Below are 17,143 nucleotides of genomic sequence, written 5' to 3'. Positions count from 1 at the left end.
GGTAATGAAAAACTTGTGCCAAAAGGCTTTTGTTAAAGAAAGGACGCATTATGAGTACGCAAAATTTACTGATTATTGGACAAGGTGATATCGGTTTGCCCGTTACCAATAAACTTGCTGAGGAAGGCTCATCGGTCACAGGCCTTGCCCGCAATGAACGCGAGCATTATGATTTGAATAGTAATGCAAAGTTTATGCAAGCTGATGCGTTGACGCTTAGCGCTGCCCAACTGCAAGAATTTACTCATATTGCAATTATCGTCACTCCTGATGAGTATTCAACCAGCGGTTATCACGACAGTTATTTGGCGATTAATCAACACTTAGCAGAGTTTGCGGATAAGCTAACCAACCTTGCGCGCGTTGTTTTTATTTCCTCAACGGGTGTTTATGGTCAGGATAGTGGCGAATGGATTGATGCAGATACTGTGCCTGTCAGCCCTGAGCGCGAAGCATCAAAGGTAATCTTGCAAGCAGAACAAGTGCTGCAACAAGGCTTTGGCGATAAAGCCGTTATCATTCGTCCGAGCGGTATTTATGGTCGCGCGCGTCTCATGCGCTTATGCAAGGCCAAAGAGAAACAAAAAGAGCCAGTAGCCGCACAGCACTGGAGTAATCGTATTATGGATCGTGATTTGGTCAATATTATCACCAACGTCCTGACCATTGAGGCACCAAAGCCACTTTATATCGCCACTGACTATGCGCCCGTCACCACTCATGAGCTAGGCGTTTGGTTAAGCGAGCAAATAGGTGAGACACCGCCTACTATTGATCATTCAAAAACAGCAGTTACGGGGAAGCGCTTGCATAGCAACATTCCGTTAGCTTGGCTGGATTATCCTGACTGGCAAGCAGGTTATCGTGATATTTTGAGTTATCAAGAGTAAGATGATAGTTTGATTTAATTAGAATTGTTTTTATGTTTTATAGTTTATGGAGATTTCATGACCCAGCCTTCTACTTCTGATGACCGTTTGTCTCATGCTAATCTGGCAGCAGAAGGCGGTAAGCTGGCAGAAAACCATGTGCAAAAAAAGGCTGAGCAATCATCTATGCTAGCTGATTCACAGCAGCCTGCAATCGTCCATCCCAATTTTGATCCCAGTCAATCGCCCCTTGATCCTGCACGTCCGTTAAGTGATATTCCAGAACCTGCTCGACGCTTAAATGGTCAATTACGACGGCTTTATGGGAATTCTGCGCGCTTTTATCAGCCTAATGAGGCGACACTATCGAAGTGGGCGCTTATTGCCTCAGAGGCGCTGACTGAGCATTTGTCCTTACTCAATGCCGCCCAACTTGTTGAGTTTCCCGACAGCTTTTATCACAATCATAGCGAGCAGCCATTATTATCGCCATTAACCGATATGACTTTGTTGGACATGTCAGATATTCAGCAAGTACTTCGTGCTTATCCAAAACTGCATCGTTACGGTTTTACGCTTGCGGATAGTCCGCTACAGAGCGATCCGAACAAGATTAATAAGAGCACCAAAAGTACTTCAGCGTCGCTGCGTGCATTGACCAAACACTATAATCCTGATGAATTACTCAGCAGCCTCTATGCCGATGATTGGCAAGTGGTTTTGCAGCCGCAGCAGTTTGAGACAGGCGAGGGCAGTTTGGCGACGGATATTATGGCGTGTAGTGTCGCCGTTCATGCCCTAAAGCAATGTAGTACGCGCAAAAGCATCAATCATAGCTATAGCGCTGCGCAAATCTGTCAGCATGTACGCAGCTATCTGCTTAGCCAAATTGTTTGTGAGCCCGCCCAGCGCCATGCTTATCGTCAGATGCGCATATTTGCTGGGCATATCATTGTTGCCGCTTATCATTTAGGCTGGGACATACAAGTGAGCCATGATGGCCAGTGTTATTTTAATTGTTCATCACGTAGTGGGCTACTGACTCGTTACCCCAATATGCAGGATTACGACATCAATGGTTGGTCAAGCTGACCAATAATGCGTACAATAATGCCAGTTTTTTGACCTTCTTTTCGACGATAGGAACGCCATAATGTCTCATGCTCAAAACCCTTCTTTCTCATCCCACCAATTTATTCAACTCGCTTTAGATAATCAAGTTTTAAAGTTTGGTGAGTTTGTGCTTAAATCTGGTCGTATCAGCCCGTATTTTTTTAATGCAGGCTTGCTTGCGACTGGTGAGATGTTATCGTTACTAGCGCGCGGTTATGCAGATGCCTTGGCTGAGCAAATGGCCGAACAGATGGCAGCTAGCAACAACGGTGCAGAGCAGCAAGAGCTGGTTATTTTTGGCGCGGCTTATAAAGGTATTCCATTTGTGGCGGCAACCGCGCAAGCGTTATGGCTGCATCATGGCATTAATGCCGAATGGGGTTATAACCGTAAAGAAGCCAAAACCCACGGTGAAGGGGGTAATTTGGTAGGTGCTGATGTCAGTGGCAAAGCCGTTTGGGTACTTGACGATGTGATTACGGCGGGCACAGCGATGCGCGAAGTGGTCGATATTTTAGAGCAAGCAGGTGCTAGTGTGGCCGGTATTATAGTGGCCCTTGATCGTAAAGAAAAAGGCCAAAGCGATCATTCTGCTATTCAAGAGCTTGCTGCGACCCTAAAAGTACCAGTACGTGCACTCGTCGATATCGACGATTTAATCAGCTATTTAGCGGATGACCATGACGTACAAAGCGGTCAGTATAAAGATGCGACGCAACTGGCAAAAATGCAGCATTACCGCGCGCAGTACGGTGTATAGTTGGGTACTGAAGTTTGAATCTATTCTAATAATAATATAACGTAAGTGAGCCTTATCATGAGCCAAGAAAAGCAAAAAAAATCTTTAAAAATACTCGTCATTATGGATCCTATCGAGCGGGTTAATTATAAAAAAGACACCAGCCTTGCGATGATGTGGGCAGCACAAGATCGAGGACACACACTGGGCTATTGCCAAATACATGATCTATGGTTGGATCGTGGGCAGCTGATGATAGATGCGCAGCCAGTAACCGTTGCACGCAATCCTGAAGATTTTTATACGCTAGGCGACAAGGCGACAGTGTCAGTCAGCGACTATGACGTGATTTTGATGCGTAAAGATCCCCCGTTTGACATGCGCTTTATCTATGCGACTTATATGCTCGATCATGCCAAATCGGCAGGTGTGTTGGTGGTCAATGACCCACAAGCAATTCGCGACTGTAATGAGAAATTGTTTGCGACTTGGTTTAGCGACTATATGAGCCCAACGATTGTGACCAGTAAACAAGCGCATATTCGCAAGTTTATCGCTGAACAGCAAGACGTTATCGTCAAGCCGTTAGATGGTATGGGCGGTACTGGTATTTTTCGTTTGACTGCTGATAGCCCAAACATTGGAGTGACGCTGGAGATATTAACTGAGCTTGAGACCTTGCCAATTATGGCACAGCGTTATTTACCAGAGATCAAACAAGGCGATAAGCGCGTGCTAATCGTCGATGGCGTGGTAATCGATTATAGCTTGGCGCGTATTCCTACCAAAGGCGAGACCCGTGGTAATCTGGCTGCCGGCGGTAGCGGTGTGGCTATGCCGCTGACTGACGTTGAGCGTCAAGTCGCAGAAGTGGTCGCGCCAATCGTCAAAGAAAAAGGACTAATGTTCGTCGGCTTAGACTTAATCGGTGGCCGTATTACGGAGATTAACGTCACTAGTCCAACTTGCGTACGTGAGATTGATGACCAATGTGGCACCGATATTGGTACAGACTTTATCGTAGCGATTGAAAATAAATTGGCTGTCTAAGTTCAATAGCTATTTCAAATAAACAGTTATTTGAGCTAAATAGTCATTAACCTTTATAATTATTAAACTGTAAAGCTATCAAGCTTTAGTAGTAAGAAAAGAGTGATTGAAAAGAAACTTATGTTCATAAAAAACCTAATAATTATGCTAAGATATCTTGATTATTTATCATAATTTTATATGATAGGACAGTATTATCGAGCTATAAGATGATACCAAGCACTGTATCAACTCTTTCATAACACAAGGACGTACTATGAATACATTTGCAAAATCACTCTTACTTACCGCAGGCCTAGCATTGGGTTTTAGTGCCAGTGCAGCAGACCAACTCAACAATACCAAATGGACCACTTACAACGATAGTGGTAAGCCCGATGCGGTGTTAAGGTTTTCTGAAAGCAACGGTAAGCTTTCGGCCAAAATTGTTGAGATTTTGGACCCTCGTGCCAAAAATAAAAAAGTCTGTGATGAATGTAAAGGTAAATTTAAAAACAAGCCTTTGACGGGAGCGACGGTGCTGTGGGATTTAGAGCCAGATGCTAACGATCCTAATAAATATGTCAATGGTAGCGGTATTGAGCCAGAGACTGGCAGAACCTTTTCTGGAAAAGCAGAATTACAAGGCGATACGCTGAAGCTACGTGGCTATAAAGGCATCTCATTACTGGGTAAAACTCGTATTTTAAAACACCGTTAAGCATTGACGTTTTACCCTTCAATCTAAGTCATCAACAAAGCCAAGTCGCGATTGCTCACGGCTTGGATTTTTGTTATTGGTAAACCAGAAATTACTGTATATAAGACATTGATTTCCTCTATACTATGCGGGCTTTTACAGTGTCAGTATTCTCTAACGATCGATATGACTGCAGGCTGACAAACCCTTCATATAAATAAAGAAAAGATAGGCAGACGTTCATGAAAACACCGCATATATTGATGATGGCTGCTGGCACAGGTGGGCACGTATTTCCAGCGCTTGCCGTGGCCGAAGCACTAACCGAGCGCGGTGCTATTATCCATTGGTTAGGGACGCCAAACGGTATGGAGAATGGCTTGGTTGCGCCGACTGGGTATCAGTTTCATGCTATCGATATGCAGGGCCTGCGCGGTAAAGGGCTAGGGCGCTTACTAAAATTGCCGGTTACCTTACTCTCAGCTACCATGGCCGCCATCAAAGTCATTCGCAACAATCAGATTGATATTGTCGTTGGCTTTGGCGGTTATGTGACTGCACCCGGCGGGATTGCGGCGCGTCTGACCAAAACACCGCTGATTATTCACGAGCAAAATGCCATTGCTGGTATGAGTAATCGTTATTTGGCTAAGATGGCCACTAAAGTATTACAAGCATTTGAGAATACCTTTGCGAATAGTCAGCTTGATGCTAAGCTTGAAACGGTTGGCAATCCAGTGCGTAACGCCATTACGGGGGTTGCCGAACCGGCTGAGCGTTATGATGTCACTGATAGCTCACCACTTAAGTTGTTGGTCGTAGGCGGCTCACTTGGTGCGCAAGTTTTAAACGAAATCGTACCAAAAGCGCTGGCATTAATAGACCGTCCTTTTGAAGTGCGTCATCAGTGTGGCCGTAATAACGACGCAGCCACGCAAACGGCTTATGATAGCGAGAATTTAAGTGCGCATCACTTTACCGTACAGCCCTTTATCGATGACATGGCAGCGGCTTATAATTGGGCGGATATGATTGTTTGCCGCGCAGGCGCATTGACCGTTACCGAAATCCAAAACGTCGGTATCGCTGCGATTTTTGTGCCGCTACCGCATGCCGTTGATGACCATCAAACAGCGAATGCGCGTACCTTGACATCACACGAGGCAGCGATTTTATTACCGCAGTCTGAGCTGACAGCGAAGCGTTTAAGTGATGAGCTTGCTGTACTGGATCGACAAACCTGCTTGACGATGGCCAAAAAAGGCCATGCGCTCGCCAATCGCCGCGCCAGCCAGCAAGTCGCTGATATTATCTGGCAAGCATTATAAGCGTCGGTCTTAGCATTAATTTTGTCAGCGATTTTTTACTTTAGCAAATTTCATTAGTCTTATATAAAGAGAAAACCCTATGTCTATTCCTGCGAAAGCCTTACCTAAGCGTTTGATTGAAATACCAGAGATGCGCCGTATTCAGCACTTGCATTTTGTCGGTATTGGCGGCTCGGGGATGTGCGGTATCGCGGAAGTGATGAAGAATCAGGGCTATCAAGTCAGCGGTTCTGATATTGCTGATAGCCTGGTGACTCGCCGTCTACAGCAGATTGGTATTGAGATATCGATAGGTCACGATTCCAAAAATATTGCCAATGCGGATGTCATCGTTGTATCGTCAGCGATTGATCGCAGCAATCCTGAAGTAAAAGCAGCGCTTGAAGCGCGTCTGCCAGTGGTACGCCGCGCCGATATGTTGGGTGAATTAATGCGTTATCGTCATGGCATTGCCGTGGCCGGCGCGCATGGCAAGACCACAACGACCAGTTTGCTCACTACGATGATGGCAGAAGGGCAGCTCGATCCTACCTACGTGATTGGTGGTAAGCTGAACGCTTCTGGCAAAAATGCCGCACTGGGTAGCAGCCGTTTCTTAGTAGCAGAAGCCGATGAGTCTGATGCCTCGTTTTTGTCTTTGCATCCGATGGCTGCAATTGTGACCAACATCGATCAAGACCATATGGAAACGTATGAAAATAGTTTTGACAAATTAAAAGCCGCTTATATTCAGTTTTTACAAAATATGCCGTTTTATGGTTTGGCCGTCGTGTGCGGTGATGACCCAGAATTATATGCGATGATTGATGATATTGGTCGTCCCGTATTGACCTTTGGGCTTGAGCCTTTTAACGATGTACAGGCCGTTGACTTGGTGACAGAGGGCACAAAAACTCACTTTACCGTATTGCGCCGTGACCGCGAGCCTTTACGTTTGACCCTTAATATTCCTGGTACTCATAACGTCTACAATGTGCTTGCCGCTATTACCATGGCGACAGATGAAGGTGTCGATGACGAGGCCATCAAACGCGCCTTGCAAAAATTCGAAGGCGTGGGTCGTCGTTTTGAGCAGCATGCCTCTGTCAGTATCGATGATGGTGACGTGTTGTTGATTGACGATTATGGTCATCATCCAAAAGAAGTCGACGCGACGATTAAAGCGGCGCGTCAAAGCTTCCCTGAGCGTCGTTTGGTAATGATGTTTCAGCCGCACCGTTATAGCCGTACCCGCGATTGTTTTGATGATTTTGTCGAAGTACTCTCCAGCGTAGATGAGCTATTATTATTAGACGTATATTCAGCAGGTGAAAGCCCGATTACTGGTGCTGATACCAAGTCATTGGCACGTAGCATTCGGCTGCGCGGTGAAGTTGAACCGACGATTATTGACAAGGACAATTTAGCACCGGTCATGCAGCGTTTATTAAAAGCCAATGACATGCTGATTACCCAAGGTGCGGGTAATGTGGGCCAGATAGCAGTCGATTTGGCCGCCAATAACCTTTATATCTAATAAGCTAAAAAGAATTCTAGGAACTATCCTTATGACAAGCAATAATCACCAAAAAAATGCAAACGACCTTCATAAAGCCAGCGATAATGTTGAAGGTAAAGCAACGATTACCAACCCAGAGACAGCACTAGCGGCGGCGGCTCAAGCGGAGCAAGACAAGCTTGCAAGTGATAAAGTCGCTAATGATAGGGCAGAACTAAGCAATAACAACAGCGAAGTAAAAGATGCTGGCCAGTTTGGTAAAGTAGCCGTTATTTATGGTGGCAGTAGCAATGAGCGCAGCGTGTCGTTAGACAGTGGCGCCGCTGTCTTGCAAGCGCTACAAAACCAAGGCGTTGATGCCACTCATTTTGATCCTAAGCATCAGGACATTACTGAGCTGCGTGATTATGATCGCGTGTTTAATGTGTTGCATGGTCGCGGCGGTGAAGATGGTTTGCTACAAGGCGTGTTGCAATGGTTTGATATTCCGCAGACAGGTTCAGGCATTTTGGCATCAGCGCTGGGCATGGACAAGGTTCGTACCAAGCAATTGTGGCAAGGCTGCGGCTTAGCGACGGCACCATTTTCACTATTGACGGCCGATACCGACTGGCAGCAAGTGGTCAATATGCTAGGTCTGCCACTCATTATCAAGCCCGTTCATGAAGGTTCGAGTATTGGCATGACCAAGGTTAATAACCTTGACGAGTTGCCGGCGGCTTATGCAACAGCGGTACAGTGCGGTGATGCTGTCATGGCTGAGCGCTGGATTACTGGTCGCGAGTTTACGATTGTTATTATCGATGACGAAGCCTATCCGGTCATTCGTCTTGAGCCTGCTGATATCACCAACTTCTATGATTTTGAAGCCAAATACAATCGTAACGATACCAGCTACTATATTCCGTGCGGCTTAAGTGACGCTGATGAAAAGCATTTACAAGATTTGAGCCTTGCTGCATTCCGTGCTGTTGATGCCAAAGGGTGGGGGCGTATCGATGCTATGCAGGACGAAGCAGGTAACTTTTGGTTGCTTGAGATTAATACCGTCCCGGGCATGACCAGTCATAGTTTGGTACCGATGGCAGCTAAGGCGCGTGGTATGGATTTCAATACGCTGTGCTGGCACATCCTTACGCAAACATTATAAACAGTTGGTAGATTCAGCTTAAATGTTCTTGTCTGGCTTAATATTCATAACGCAGTTTGTGATAATCGCTATTGATACTATAGAAGTTTGAAAAGTGATTATTAATGGGTAAAAATAATCGTCAAATAGATACTGACATTATTGAATATTTATGAATATAAGCAGAAATGAATGTATCGCTAGCCCTGCTATACCACAGCTTCGTGTAAACTTGTGTAAATTCGTTGTTAGTAGTAAGGGTTAGGCTATTGTTTGACCGCAAAATACGTTAATATTGTAATTATTGAATCGTTTTAGTGATATTTATGTTGTTTTATGAGTATATGTTATAAGTTCTTCATAAAATGAGAAAAATGTTACGTTTGAAATCAGATAACAGGGTTATATCACTCATTTTCGCCAAATATTTTGCTAACATATTCAATCCGTCATTCTCTGCGTCCGTGATGCAGATTAACTTTTAATAGAACGCACTATTGGCTTTATGCAAATAGTTTTATGCAAAATAGGGACAAAGGTCATTATGGCTCAAACTGTCAACGACGTAACTGACTTGATGAGTGATAAAACCCGTCGCCCAAAATCTAACTTCCAAGTACCGACTTCGGTCAGATATTTTTTTATGGTATTGGTGTTGGGTTTATTAGTGCTTATATTGATTATGGGTGGCAAAGCCCTACGCGATGCACCTCCAGCAGCTATTCATGTCAGCAATCAAGGTTTGACAGTCGCTCAGTATCGAGCACTACAGCAAGTGATGAACCAACAGAAAGTCAGCAGTTTTTTTACGTCTGATTTACAAGCACTAAGGGACATCACTACTGGCCTTGCTTGGGTTGACCAAGTGAGTGTGTCTCGGGATTGGCAACGTGGTATCGTCGTCACAGCACTCCCCAAGCAAGCAGTTGCTAATTTTGGTACCGAGCGTTTGGTTGATGCAAAAGGGGCTGTTTTTGTTCCCGCTGACAGTAGAGATTTGACACAAGCGCAATTTGCTACGTTACAAGGTGAGATAACGCAAGCACCGGTTATCATGCAACAAATGCAGCAAATCAATGATTGGTATGCGCCACTTGATATGCAAGTCGCTGATATTATTCTGTCACCAAGAATGACGTGGCTCATTCGTTTTGATAATGGTCAGCGCGTCATTGTTGACAATGAAAACACCGCACAAAAACTGCTGAATCTAAGTCAATTATTAGGTAATCAGTTAAGTAACCGCCGAAAAGAGATACAGTCGGTCGATTTACGTTACAAAAACGGTTTTACCATTGCTTGGAATATGGCACAACCCGAAGCCGAAGCAGCAAAATAATTGACAGTCAGAAAACACAGTCAATAATAAGTAAGCAGAAGTATTGTATAAGCATCAAAATTGAACGTACAGTAGGATATAACAGCGTAGTAATAGCGCTTTTTTAATGATTTAATGGGGACGTCATTTGGTCTCCTGTTTAGCGATAATTTGTCTGGTACCATGAAAAATACTGAAAATCTGGTTGTTGTCCATCTAAGTGCCACGGCAGTTTATGTCGTTATTGGCAGCGTTGTCTCTGCAAAAGACATTCGTATCATGGGTGTGGGGCAAGTTAAAAATAGTGACTTTTATCAAGGTCAAATAAAACATCGTGAACGCTTGCAAGGCGCTATCAAACAAGCCATTCAAGAAGCAGAAGATACTGCTAATTGCCGGGTGCATAGTGTGTGGTTGACCCTAGCGACGCCTGAGCTACTTAGCAAAAACAGTGCTGGCGAAGTGAGAGTAGAGGACGAAGTCGTCCGTGCCAAAGACATGGTACAGGCTTTATCCAATGCCAAATCACGCGACTTATCTTCAGACTATTATTTGATGCATTGTTGTCAGCAAGGTATCTATGTCGATGAACAAGACTTTATGGTCGACGATGCGATCGAAACGGTGGCGCATAATATCAGCGTGATGTATCACATGATGATGATGCCAGTCGCCAGCCGTCAAAATATCCAAAAATTATTACAGAGCTGTGATGTTGGTATCGATCATATTGTCTTCGATGCGGTGACCAGTGCAGAATATAGCCTGATGAGCGACGAGCGTCAGCAGGGTGTGTGCTTGGTCGATATTGGCGCGAGTACGACCAGTATTTGTGTCTACAAAGAAAACAAGCTGATCTTTACACATTGTATCGCCACAGGCAGCCATGAAGTGACGATGGATATTTCAGCAGATGTTGGCATATCAATGATAGAAGCTGAAAAACTTAAAAAATCGCATGGTACGGTTGATGTCAATAGTGTCGATCCTAGCTCGTTCTTTATTTTTAAACCGCAAGGGACCAGCGACGAGATTAATATCGGTATTTATAATTTAGCCCGTATTATCGAAGCGCGTTATGTGCAGATTTTTACTGAAGTGGCGCGTCAACTGCATGAAGCGGATTTGATTAGCTATATCGACAAAGGTATCGTGCTGACAGGCGGCGGTAGTGCTATCAAAGGTATGATACCCTTTGCTAAGAAGTTGCTAAAAATGCCAGTGGTGATGACCAATACTCATCCGGCGATCAGTGCTTATAATCATTTTGATAATGACGAGTCCTTTAAGCAGCTGAATATTCAGGTCAATGATCGCGCTTATCAAACAGCATTTGGTACATTACTATATAGTCAAAGCGAGCAGTTTCGTCACAGTGAAAAAAGCGAGCCGGAAGCGCTTCAAAAAAATAGAGTGACTGGCGTCTTTCAAAGCGCAGGGCAACGTTTTGCTAGTGTGCTCAAAAAGATACTATAGTAAAGATATACCGACACTAAATGCATAAAGTAATATTAAAAGTAACATTGACAGTAATACCCTGAGCAATGACGACATATTTTTGTCCCAGCTTAACGATTTAAGCCATAGCCCTGTTTTATTTAAATACATTTATATATAGTAAGTCGATAGCGCGTCATATGAGTGCGTTAGCATGTATCGACCATCACGCTATCTGCAACTGGAGAATCTTTTTTATGTCAAAATACACCATGCCAGATGATAACCAGCTTCAAAATAACGGCCAAGCAAGCTTCACAGTATTCGGTGTGGGTGGTGGTGGCGGTAATGCTGTTGAACATATGGTACAACAAGGGATTAGAGGTGTGACGTTCGTCTGTGCGAATACGGATAAACAAGCACTTGATCGTTTGACAGCACCGCATAAGTTACAACTGGGCGCAAAAACGAACCGTGGTCTAGGCGCTGGTGCCAATCCAGAAGTCGGACGTGAAGCAGCAGAGAGCGAAGAAGAAGCGATCCGCGCGTTACTCGAACATTCTGACATGGTCTTTATTACCGCTGGAATGGGCGGTGGTACGGGTACGGGCGCAGCACCAGTCGTGGCTCGTATTGCTAAAGAGATGGAAGTATTGACGGTCGCTGTTGTGACCACACCTTTCAAATTCGAAGGCGGTAAACGTATCAAGGCGGCCAAAGCAGGTATTGAGCAGTTGACCAACTTCGTTGACTCTATCATTACCATTCCTAATGATAAGTTGATGAGCGTTTATGGCAATATCTCTATGCAAGATGCGTTCAAAAAAGCGGACGATGTGTTATTACACGCCGTGCAAGGTATCGCTGAAACCATCGCCAGCGAAGGTATGATCAATATTGACTTTAACGATATTCGCACCGCAATGACTGCCAAAGGTCATGCGATGATGGGTATTGGCCGTGCCAGCGGTGACGATCGTGCGCGTCAAGCGACTGAAAAAGCCATCAGATCACCGTTACTTGATGATTTACGTTTAGAGAATGCCAAAGGTCTACTGGTTAACGTGATTTCATCTGAGTCTTTGTCATTGGATGAAATGAGCAAAATCAGTGCAATCGTCGAAGAAATTACTGATATCGATGATGCTCATATTTTCTACGGCTCTGTTATCGATGAAAAAATGGGTGATGATTTGCATGTCACTGTCATCGCAACGGGCTTGACCTTAGATGAACACGCGGGTGAAGAGCCTGAAGTTGTTGAGCAGCCTGTACCTTCGGTGAATAGCACGCAGCCTGTTGATCCTAACTTGCATACCAGCGCGTTAAACAGTCAAAAGCAATCGCAAGCCCAACTGCATCAAGATAGTCTGGCTCGCGCAAATCCGACACAAGAGCAGCCTAAAACCAAGACCAACAGTATCCAAGACTATCTAAAGCGTCAACAAAACAAATAGTCGTTGTTTACTTCTAGTGATTATAAAAAGCCAGTGCTATGTCGCTGGCTTTTTTGTGCTTGTTTATAAGGTATAGTCAAAATATCCTAAAAACGCGACGATATCAGCAGTGCGTGATGGTTCGATATTACTTTTGACTGGCTATATGTTTTTTACGAAATCGAGATGTGCATGTGGTAGGGGTTTTATGAACATTAGCTACTAATACTAAAGCCCTTATTGATAATATGTCTCGAACAAGGTGCAGTGAAGCAAAATTTATTCTTAACAGACTGTTTCCTATAGTTATTTATAGGTTTATTAAATATAATTTGCTTGAATAACAAAGTTACGATAAGAGTTATCAATCAGAGACATAAGCAAATTAACGCTTTTTAACTATGGCGAATTGGGTACGGGTAATGGTACACTAGGTCAATTGTAACAAAATATGTGGGAAAACAGCCATGAACCAACGAACTATAAAAGCAGCGATAGCCGTTACAGGTACCGGTCTCCATAGTGGTCAGCCTGTTGATTTAGAGTTTCATCCACAGCCAGTCGATACTGGTATTGTTTTCGAGCGCTCAGATATCGAAGGTAGTCAACCGATTCCAGCCAGTGCTTTCTTAGTGCAGGACACCATGATGTCATCCAATCTAGTATTTGGAGGGGCACGGGTAGGTACGGTAGAGCATTTATTAAGTGCGATTGCCGGACTTGGCATTGATAACCTATTGATTCGTGTTTCCGCCTCAGAGATACCGATTATGGATGGGAGCGCTGCACCGTTTGTCGCATTACTAATGCAAGCGGGTTTCTGTGAGCAAGAAGGCTTAAAGAAATTCCTTAAGATTTTGAGACCAATCAGAGTAAAAGTAGAGGATAAATGGGCAGAGTTACGTCCTTATGAAGGCTTTGAATTAAACTTTGAAATTGATTTTGATCATCCTGCTATCGACAAGAATTTTCAACATGCCCAGCTGCAGTTCTCTACGCAAAACTTCATAGAAGAGCTGAGCTCAGCCCGTACTTTTGGGTTTTTACGCGATATAGAAGCTCTGCGTCAAAACAACTTGGCGTTGGGCGGTAGTATGGAAAATGCGATTGTCATCGATGAAGCCAATATCCTTAACGAAGAAGGTTTACGTTTCAATGACGAGTTCGTGCGCCATAAGATTTTGGATGCGTTAGGCGATTTATATCTGATTGGTTATCCAATTCTGGGTCGTTTTAATGCCTATAAATCTGGTCATGCCTTAAACAATTTGTTGATACGTGAAATATTATCCAATCCTGACAGCTTTGAAATTGTAACTTTTGATGACAATGTAACCTGTCCTATCGAATATTTACCCCTAAAAGGCCTAGCGGTTGAAGGATGAATACAGGAATATACACGAAGTATCGAAACATTTACGCAATATTACATAAAATGATTATAAGGATAGTTAATTTATATTCTTATAAATGAATATATAAGTTAGTATTTTTAAATAATATAACGTTAGCGTAGATAATACCGACGTTGTAGATAATCAAAAAAATCATCTGTTAGTTACCTTCACAATGTGAATGCGACTAACAGATGATTTTTTTTGTTTACGTCATTACAAAAACCTAGCGTAAGGGCGCTGTTTTCCGAAAATAGTTACATAACTTTACAGGTAGAACTCAAGATTTTTAATGATTGGCCAGACGTAAAAGTGCTTTTTTGAGCTTTTCATCAGTGGTGACATGCTCTGCAGCCTGTGATATAGTCCGCTTTGTGTTTTGGCTAAGAGCCTGATTTTCATTGGCTTTGCGAGACTTTGATGAGGTTGCTGATAACGCAGATAGTTTTTTAGAAGAAGGACTATCCGCAGATATTCTCGCTACAATGACGCGAATTTGCTTGAGTTGTTTAAATGTAATTGACTGCTCTGTTAATACTTGCAAATAAGCGTTCTGTAAATAGCGAATATGATTAGCAGCAGTCATTGAGCCCACACTGAGTGTTAATTGCTCAGCAGTTAAGCCAACGACCCAACAGGTATTAAGAATTTCCTCTGGTAGACAATCTACTAGCAGCTCTTTTATCTCAGCGGTCGCCTGAATATATAGACGCATATTGTCAGCAAGGGTTTGAGGTAGTGCGCTACCAGCAAAAGCTTGATGATCAATAAGCTGGGCAAGCCGATTAGGCTGTTTTTTTGACATCGTAATGACTCATCTAGTAGGTGACAAAATCGATATTCATATTAAACACAGTATATATGGGATGGATAGCAAACGATTTATAAAGCAGATGACCGCGCTGCCAAAGAAACCAGCGTTAGTGACTGTAGAAAGAAGAGTGAGCTGTTGTATTAAGGATTTTATCATGTTTATTTGATGATTATGTCCTCTAAACTAATTGATGCTTCGTTACGGATGACAAGCAGTCTTGTATTAACAAATAGGTAGTAAATTTATGAAACAAGCTTTATTAATTTTGTCAGTACTAGGAATGGGCATAGCACAAACGAGTGGTGCTGCCGAAACCACCTTTCAACCAAATAATACCTTGAGTCATACCATCACCAATATCTCTGCTTCTGCGAACTATGGTTCTAGTCGCAACATCTATAGCACCAATAGCGGCGCTTATGTCTCTAGCAATGACGAGATCAGTCAAGCCATTGACAATTTAAGCGCCCATGCCAAGCAAAAAGAATATCAGCTTGCCTCGCTAACCAGTCGCTTGTCTTATGAGCAGCGCCAGCAGCAAGCGAGTAAAATTCCAGATCGCTATTCTGCTCCTGCTATCGCAGCGGCACGTGCTTCAAGCGTGGCACTATCAAGAAGCTCTGGTTACTGTGCTCGTTATGTGCGTAAGGCTTTACAATCAGCCGGTTATGAATTCACCCCGAATCCTTCAGCGTATCAGTATGCTAGCCGTGGCACACTCAGCAGTGCAGGCTTTAGCAAAATCAGCAACAACATGCCACCCCAAGTTGGCGATGTTGTAGTATATGATCGCAGCTCAAAGCATCCGCATGGTCATATTCAAATATTTGATGGTTCTGACTGGGTTTCTGATTTCCGTCAAAGCAGCATCAGCCCATACAGCGGCGTCTATAACTATACGACATGGCGTGATTCGCAATACGTTGATGATGCATCAGACCGTGGTATCTACCTTGCGATGGCTGACTAATATAGTCAATCCTGTATAAATGAGAGACGGTATCAGGCTTGTTTAGGCTACTATTTGTAATATTTTTATGCGCCTTCCTGATACCCGAATTATCTTATCGACTACAAGCGTCAAGTACATCGAGTTTTAAGTAAATCGTTTTCTCCAGATCCAGTAATGCTCTTAATGACATTACTGGGTTTTTTTTGTTCAAAAATGGGATTAGGGCTTGTCCTCAATTTAACTGATAGGGCTCTAAATGAGCTAAAAATGGTTAAGTCTTACCAAAATATCGTCAAATAGCTAGGTAATATCTCGATATTATCTGCACTCTTTTCCTTGCTTGACTGCAATTTACCTCGTTTTTATCACCATCTTTAAAATGAGGACACGCCCTAGATAAGCATTATCGTTCAGTTGCTATCGATGATGCTAGCTGGTTAAGTAAGGCTGCTTTAGAATCAAACCTAGTCCAGTAGCGACGATTGTGAAAGTCAGGCGGAGAAGCATGACTGGGTGCGAAATATAAAGCAGTCTCACCAAACCATAAAATGACGCAGGGATGTATGTGCTCAACGACCATATTGCTAATAGCAAAATTTTGGCTAGACCGTTCTTTTATCGGCACACTAAAGGTTCGCTTGTAATTATATAATGTGTGCGCTGCTGATGAATTATGAGCGCGGTTAACGCCGACTGACGGCATCTGTAAATCTGGGTGATCAATCCAGTCAATCTTTGCGCATGTACGCCCATTTGCTAATAATAAAGGGGGTGGCGGTAGCGTCGCAGGATTTCGATAGCTTTCGAACTGATAAAGCGCATAACGACCATCTGGGCTGGCATTGACCTCAATATAAGCCGCTGTACTGCTACTATCAGCACTATCCTGATCCAAAGCGCTACCAGCAATAAAACACTCAAGGCAGCTCTCCTCCCACAAATAATCAGTAAAGCCAACGCGTGTTTCCTCCCAAGTCGGCCAATGTAATTGATCGGCTAAAGACTGAGTGGGTAGGGTAATTTGATAGGCTAACTGTAGTTGCAACGTTGGCTGCTGTACGATGGTCGCGTGCACGACCACTCGAATATCATGTAGGGTGTCCGTACTTACGCTAAGCTGCTGCGCATCATTGGCTAGGGTTTCAGTGGCAATACAAAGGTTAAAGGTCTGGCTCATAATTTTCTATGACTCAAAAAGTTGGTACGAGATAAAAGGTCTTTGATACTACCATATGATAAAGCACGTTCAAATAAAGGTATTACGAGGCTGATTTCAAGTCAGCTTTTAATTTAGCTTTCAAGAATATCAATAAAAAAAGCCGCGAGCAGATTGCATCGCGGCTTTTAGGCTGTATCATCATAGCTCAGCTGCTATTTTGGTGAAACG

Annotated in this window: 15 protein-coding genes; 13 read left to right on the top strand and 2 right to left on the bottom strand. The window is 43.6% G+C overall.

The features are described from left to right. Nucleotides 1-50 precede the first annotated feature (50 nt). From AAEY80_RS03370 to lpxC, 12 genes are all read left to right on the top strand, one after another. Nucleotides 51-890, top strand: a complete 840-nt coding sequence (locus AAEY80_RS03370) for an SDR family oxidoreductase (protein ID WP_201583028.1) — start codon at nt 51-53, stop codon at nt 888-890. Nucleotides 891-947: 57 nt separating this feature from the next. Next, on the top strand, nt 948-1,961 hold the full coding sequence (locus AAEY80_RS03365) for a hypothetical protein (protein WP_025652405.1): 1,014 nt from the start codon (nt 948-950) through the stop codon (nt 1,959-1,961). Between the two features lie 61 nt (nt 1,962-2,022). Then, nucleotides 2,023-2,742, top strand: coding sequence for an orotate phosphoribosyltransferase (pyrE, locus tag AAEY80_RS03360; RefSeq protein ID WP_201565463.1), 720 nt, complete (start codon nt 2,023-2,025; stop codon nt 2,740-2,742). A 57-nt stretch (nt 2,743-2,799) separates the two neighbouring features. Then, on the top strand, nt 2,800-3,771 hold the full coding sequence (gene gshB, locus AAEY80_RS03355) for a glutathione synthase (RefSeq protein ID WP_173238823.1): 972 nt from the start codon (nt 2,800-2,802) through the stop codon (nt 3,769-3,771). 256 nt (nt 3,772-4,027) lie between these two features. Continuing rightward, nucleotides 4,028-4,471, top strand: coding sequence for a DUF2147 domain-containing protein (locus AAEY80_RS03350; RefSeq protein WP_201565461.1), 444 nt, complete (start codon nt 4,028-4,030; stop codon nt 4,469-4,471). Nucleotides 4,472-4,692: 221 nt separating this feature from the next. Continuing rightward, nucleotides 4,693-5,778, top strand: a complete 1,086-nt coding sequence (gene murG, locus AAEY80_RS03345) for an undecaprenyldiphospho-muramoylpentapeptide beta-N-acetylglucosaminyltransferase (RefSeq protein ID WP_173238824.1) — start codon at nt 4,693-4,695, stop codon at nt 5,776-5,778. Between the two features lie 79 nt (nt 5,779-5,857). Next, on the top strand, nt 5,858-7,294 hold the full coding sequence (gene murC / locus AAEY80_RS03340; RefSeq protein WP_201565459.1) for a UDP-N-acetylmuramate--L-alanine ligase: 1,437 nt from the start codon (nt 5,858-5,860) through the stop codon (nt 7,292-7,294). 31 nt (nt 7,295-7,325) lie between these two features. Then, nucleotides 7,326-8,426 carry a D-alanine--D-alanine ligase gene (locus tag AAEY80_RS03335; RefSeq protein ID WP_227523271.1) on the top strand — a complete coding sequence of 367 codons (1,101 nt, stop codon included), beginning with the start codon at nt 7,326-7,328 and terminating at the stop codon, nt 8,424-8,426. Between the two features lie 523 nt (nt 8,427-8,949). Next, nucleotides 8,950-9,744: a cell division protein FtsQ/DivIB gene (locus AAEY80_RS03330; RefSeq protein WP_025652412.1), complete on the top strand. Its 795-nt coding sequence runs from the start codon at nt 8,950-8,952 to the stop codon at nt 9,742-9,744. Between the two features lie 162 nt (nt 9,745-9,906). Then, on the top strand, nt 9,907-11,199 hold the full coding sequence (gene ftsA / locus AAEY80_RS03325; RefSeq protein WP_198015442.1) for a cell division protein FtsA: 1,293 nt from the start codon (nt 9,907-9,909) through the stop codon (nt 11,197-11,199). Nucleotides 11,200-11,417: 218 nt separating this feature from the next. Then, on the top strand, nt 11,418-12,617 hold the full coding sequence (gene ftsZ / locus AAEY80_RS03320; RefSeq protein WP_025652414.1) for a cell division protein FtsZ: 1,200 nt from the start codon (nt 11,418-11,420) through the stop codon (nt 12,615-12,617). A 446-nt stretch (nt 12,618-13,063) separates the two neighbouring features. Further along, entirely contained in the window at nt 13,064-13,981 is a 918-nt protein-coding gene (gene lpxC, locus AAEY80_RS03315) for a UDP-3-O-acyl-N-acetylglucosamine deacetylase (RefSeq protein WP_025652415.1), read from the top strand. A gap of 298 nt (nt 13,982-14,279) precedes the next feature. On the opposite strand, the gene AAEY80_RS03310 is transcribed toward lpxC, so the two are convergent. Continuing rightward, nucleotides 14,280-14,795, bottom strand: coding sequence for a hypothetical protein (locus tag AAEY80_RS03310; RefSeq protein ID WP_101212361.1), 516 nt, complete (start codon nt 14,793-14,795; stop codon nt 14,280-14,282). Between the two features lie 253 nt (nt 14,796-15,048). Here AAEY80_RS03310 and AAEY80_RS03305 point away from each other — a divergent pair, with 253 nt between their 5' ends. After that, on the top strand, nt 15,049-15,774 hold the full coding sequence (locus AAEY80_RS03305; RefSeq protein WP_025652418.1) for a CHAP domain-containing protein: 726 nt from the start codon (nt 15,049-15,051) through the stop codon (nt 15,772-15,774). 385 nt (nt 15,775-16,159) lie between these two features. On the opposite strand, the gene AAEY80_RS03300 is transcribed toward AAEY80_RS03305, so the two are convergent. Beyond that, complete coding sequence (locus AAEY80_RS03300) at nt 16,160-16,933, bottom strand: DOMON domain-containing protein (protein WP_101212363.1); 774 nt, start codon at nt 16,931-16,933, stop codon at nt 16,160-16,162. Nucleotides 16,934-17,143 lie beyond the last annotated feature (210 nt).

This window comes from Psychrobacter sp. 78a-MNA-CIBAN-0178, from assembly GCF_040309625.1.
GTDB classification, from domain to species: Bacteria; Pseudomonadota; Gammaproteobacteria; order Pseudomonadales; family Moraxellaceae; genus Psychrobacter; species Psychrobacter okhotskensis.
Note: the sequence above shows the minus strand (reverse complement) of the source record. Positions and strands in the feature narration are given on the sequence as shown.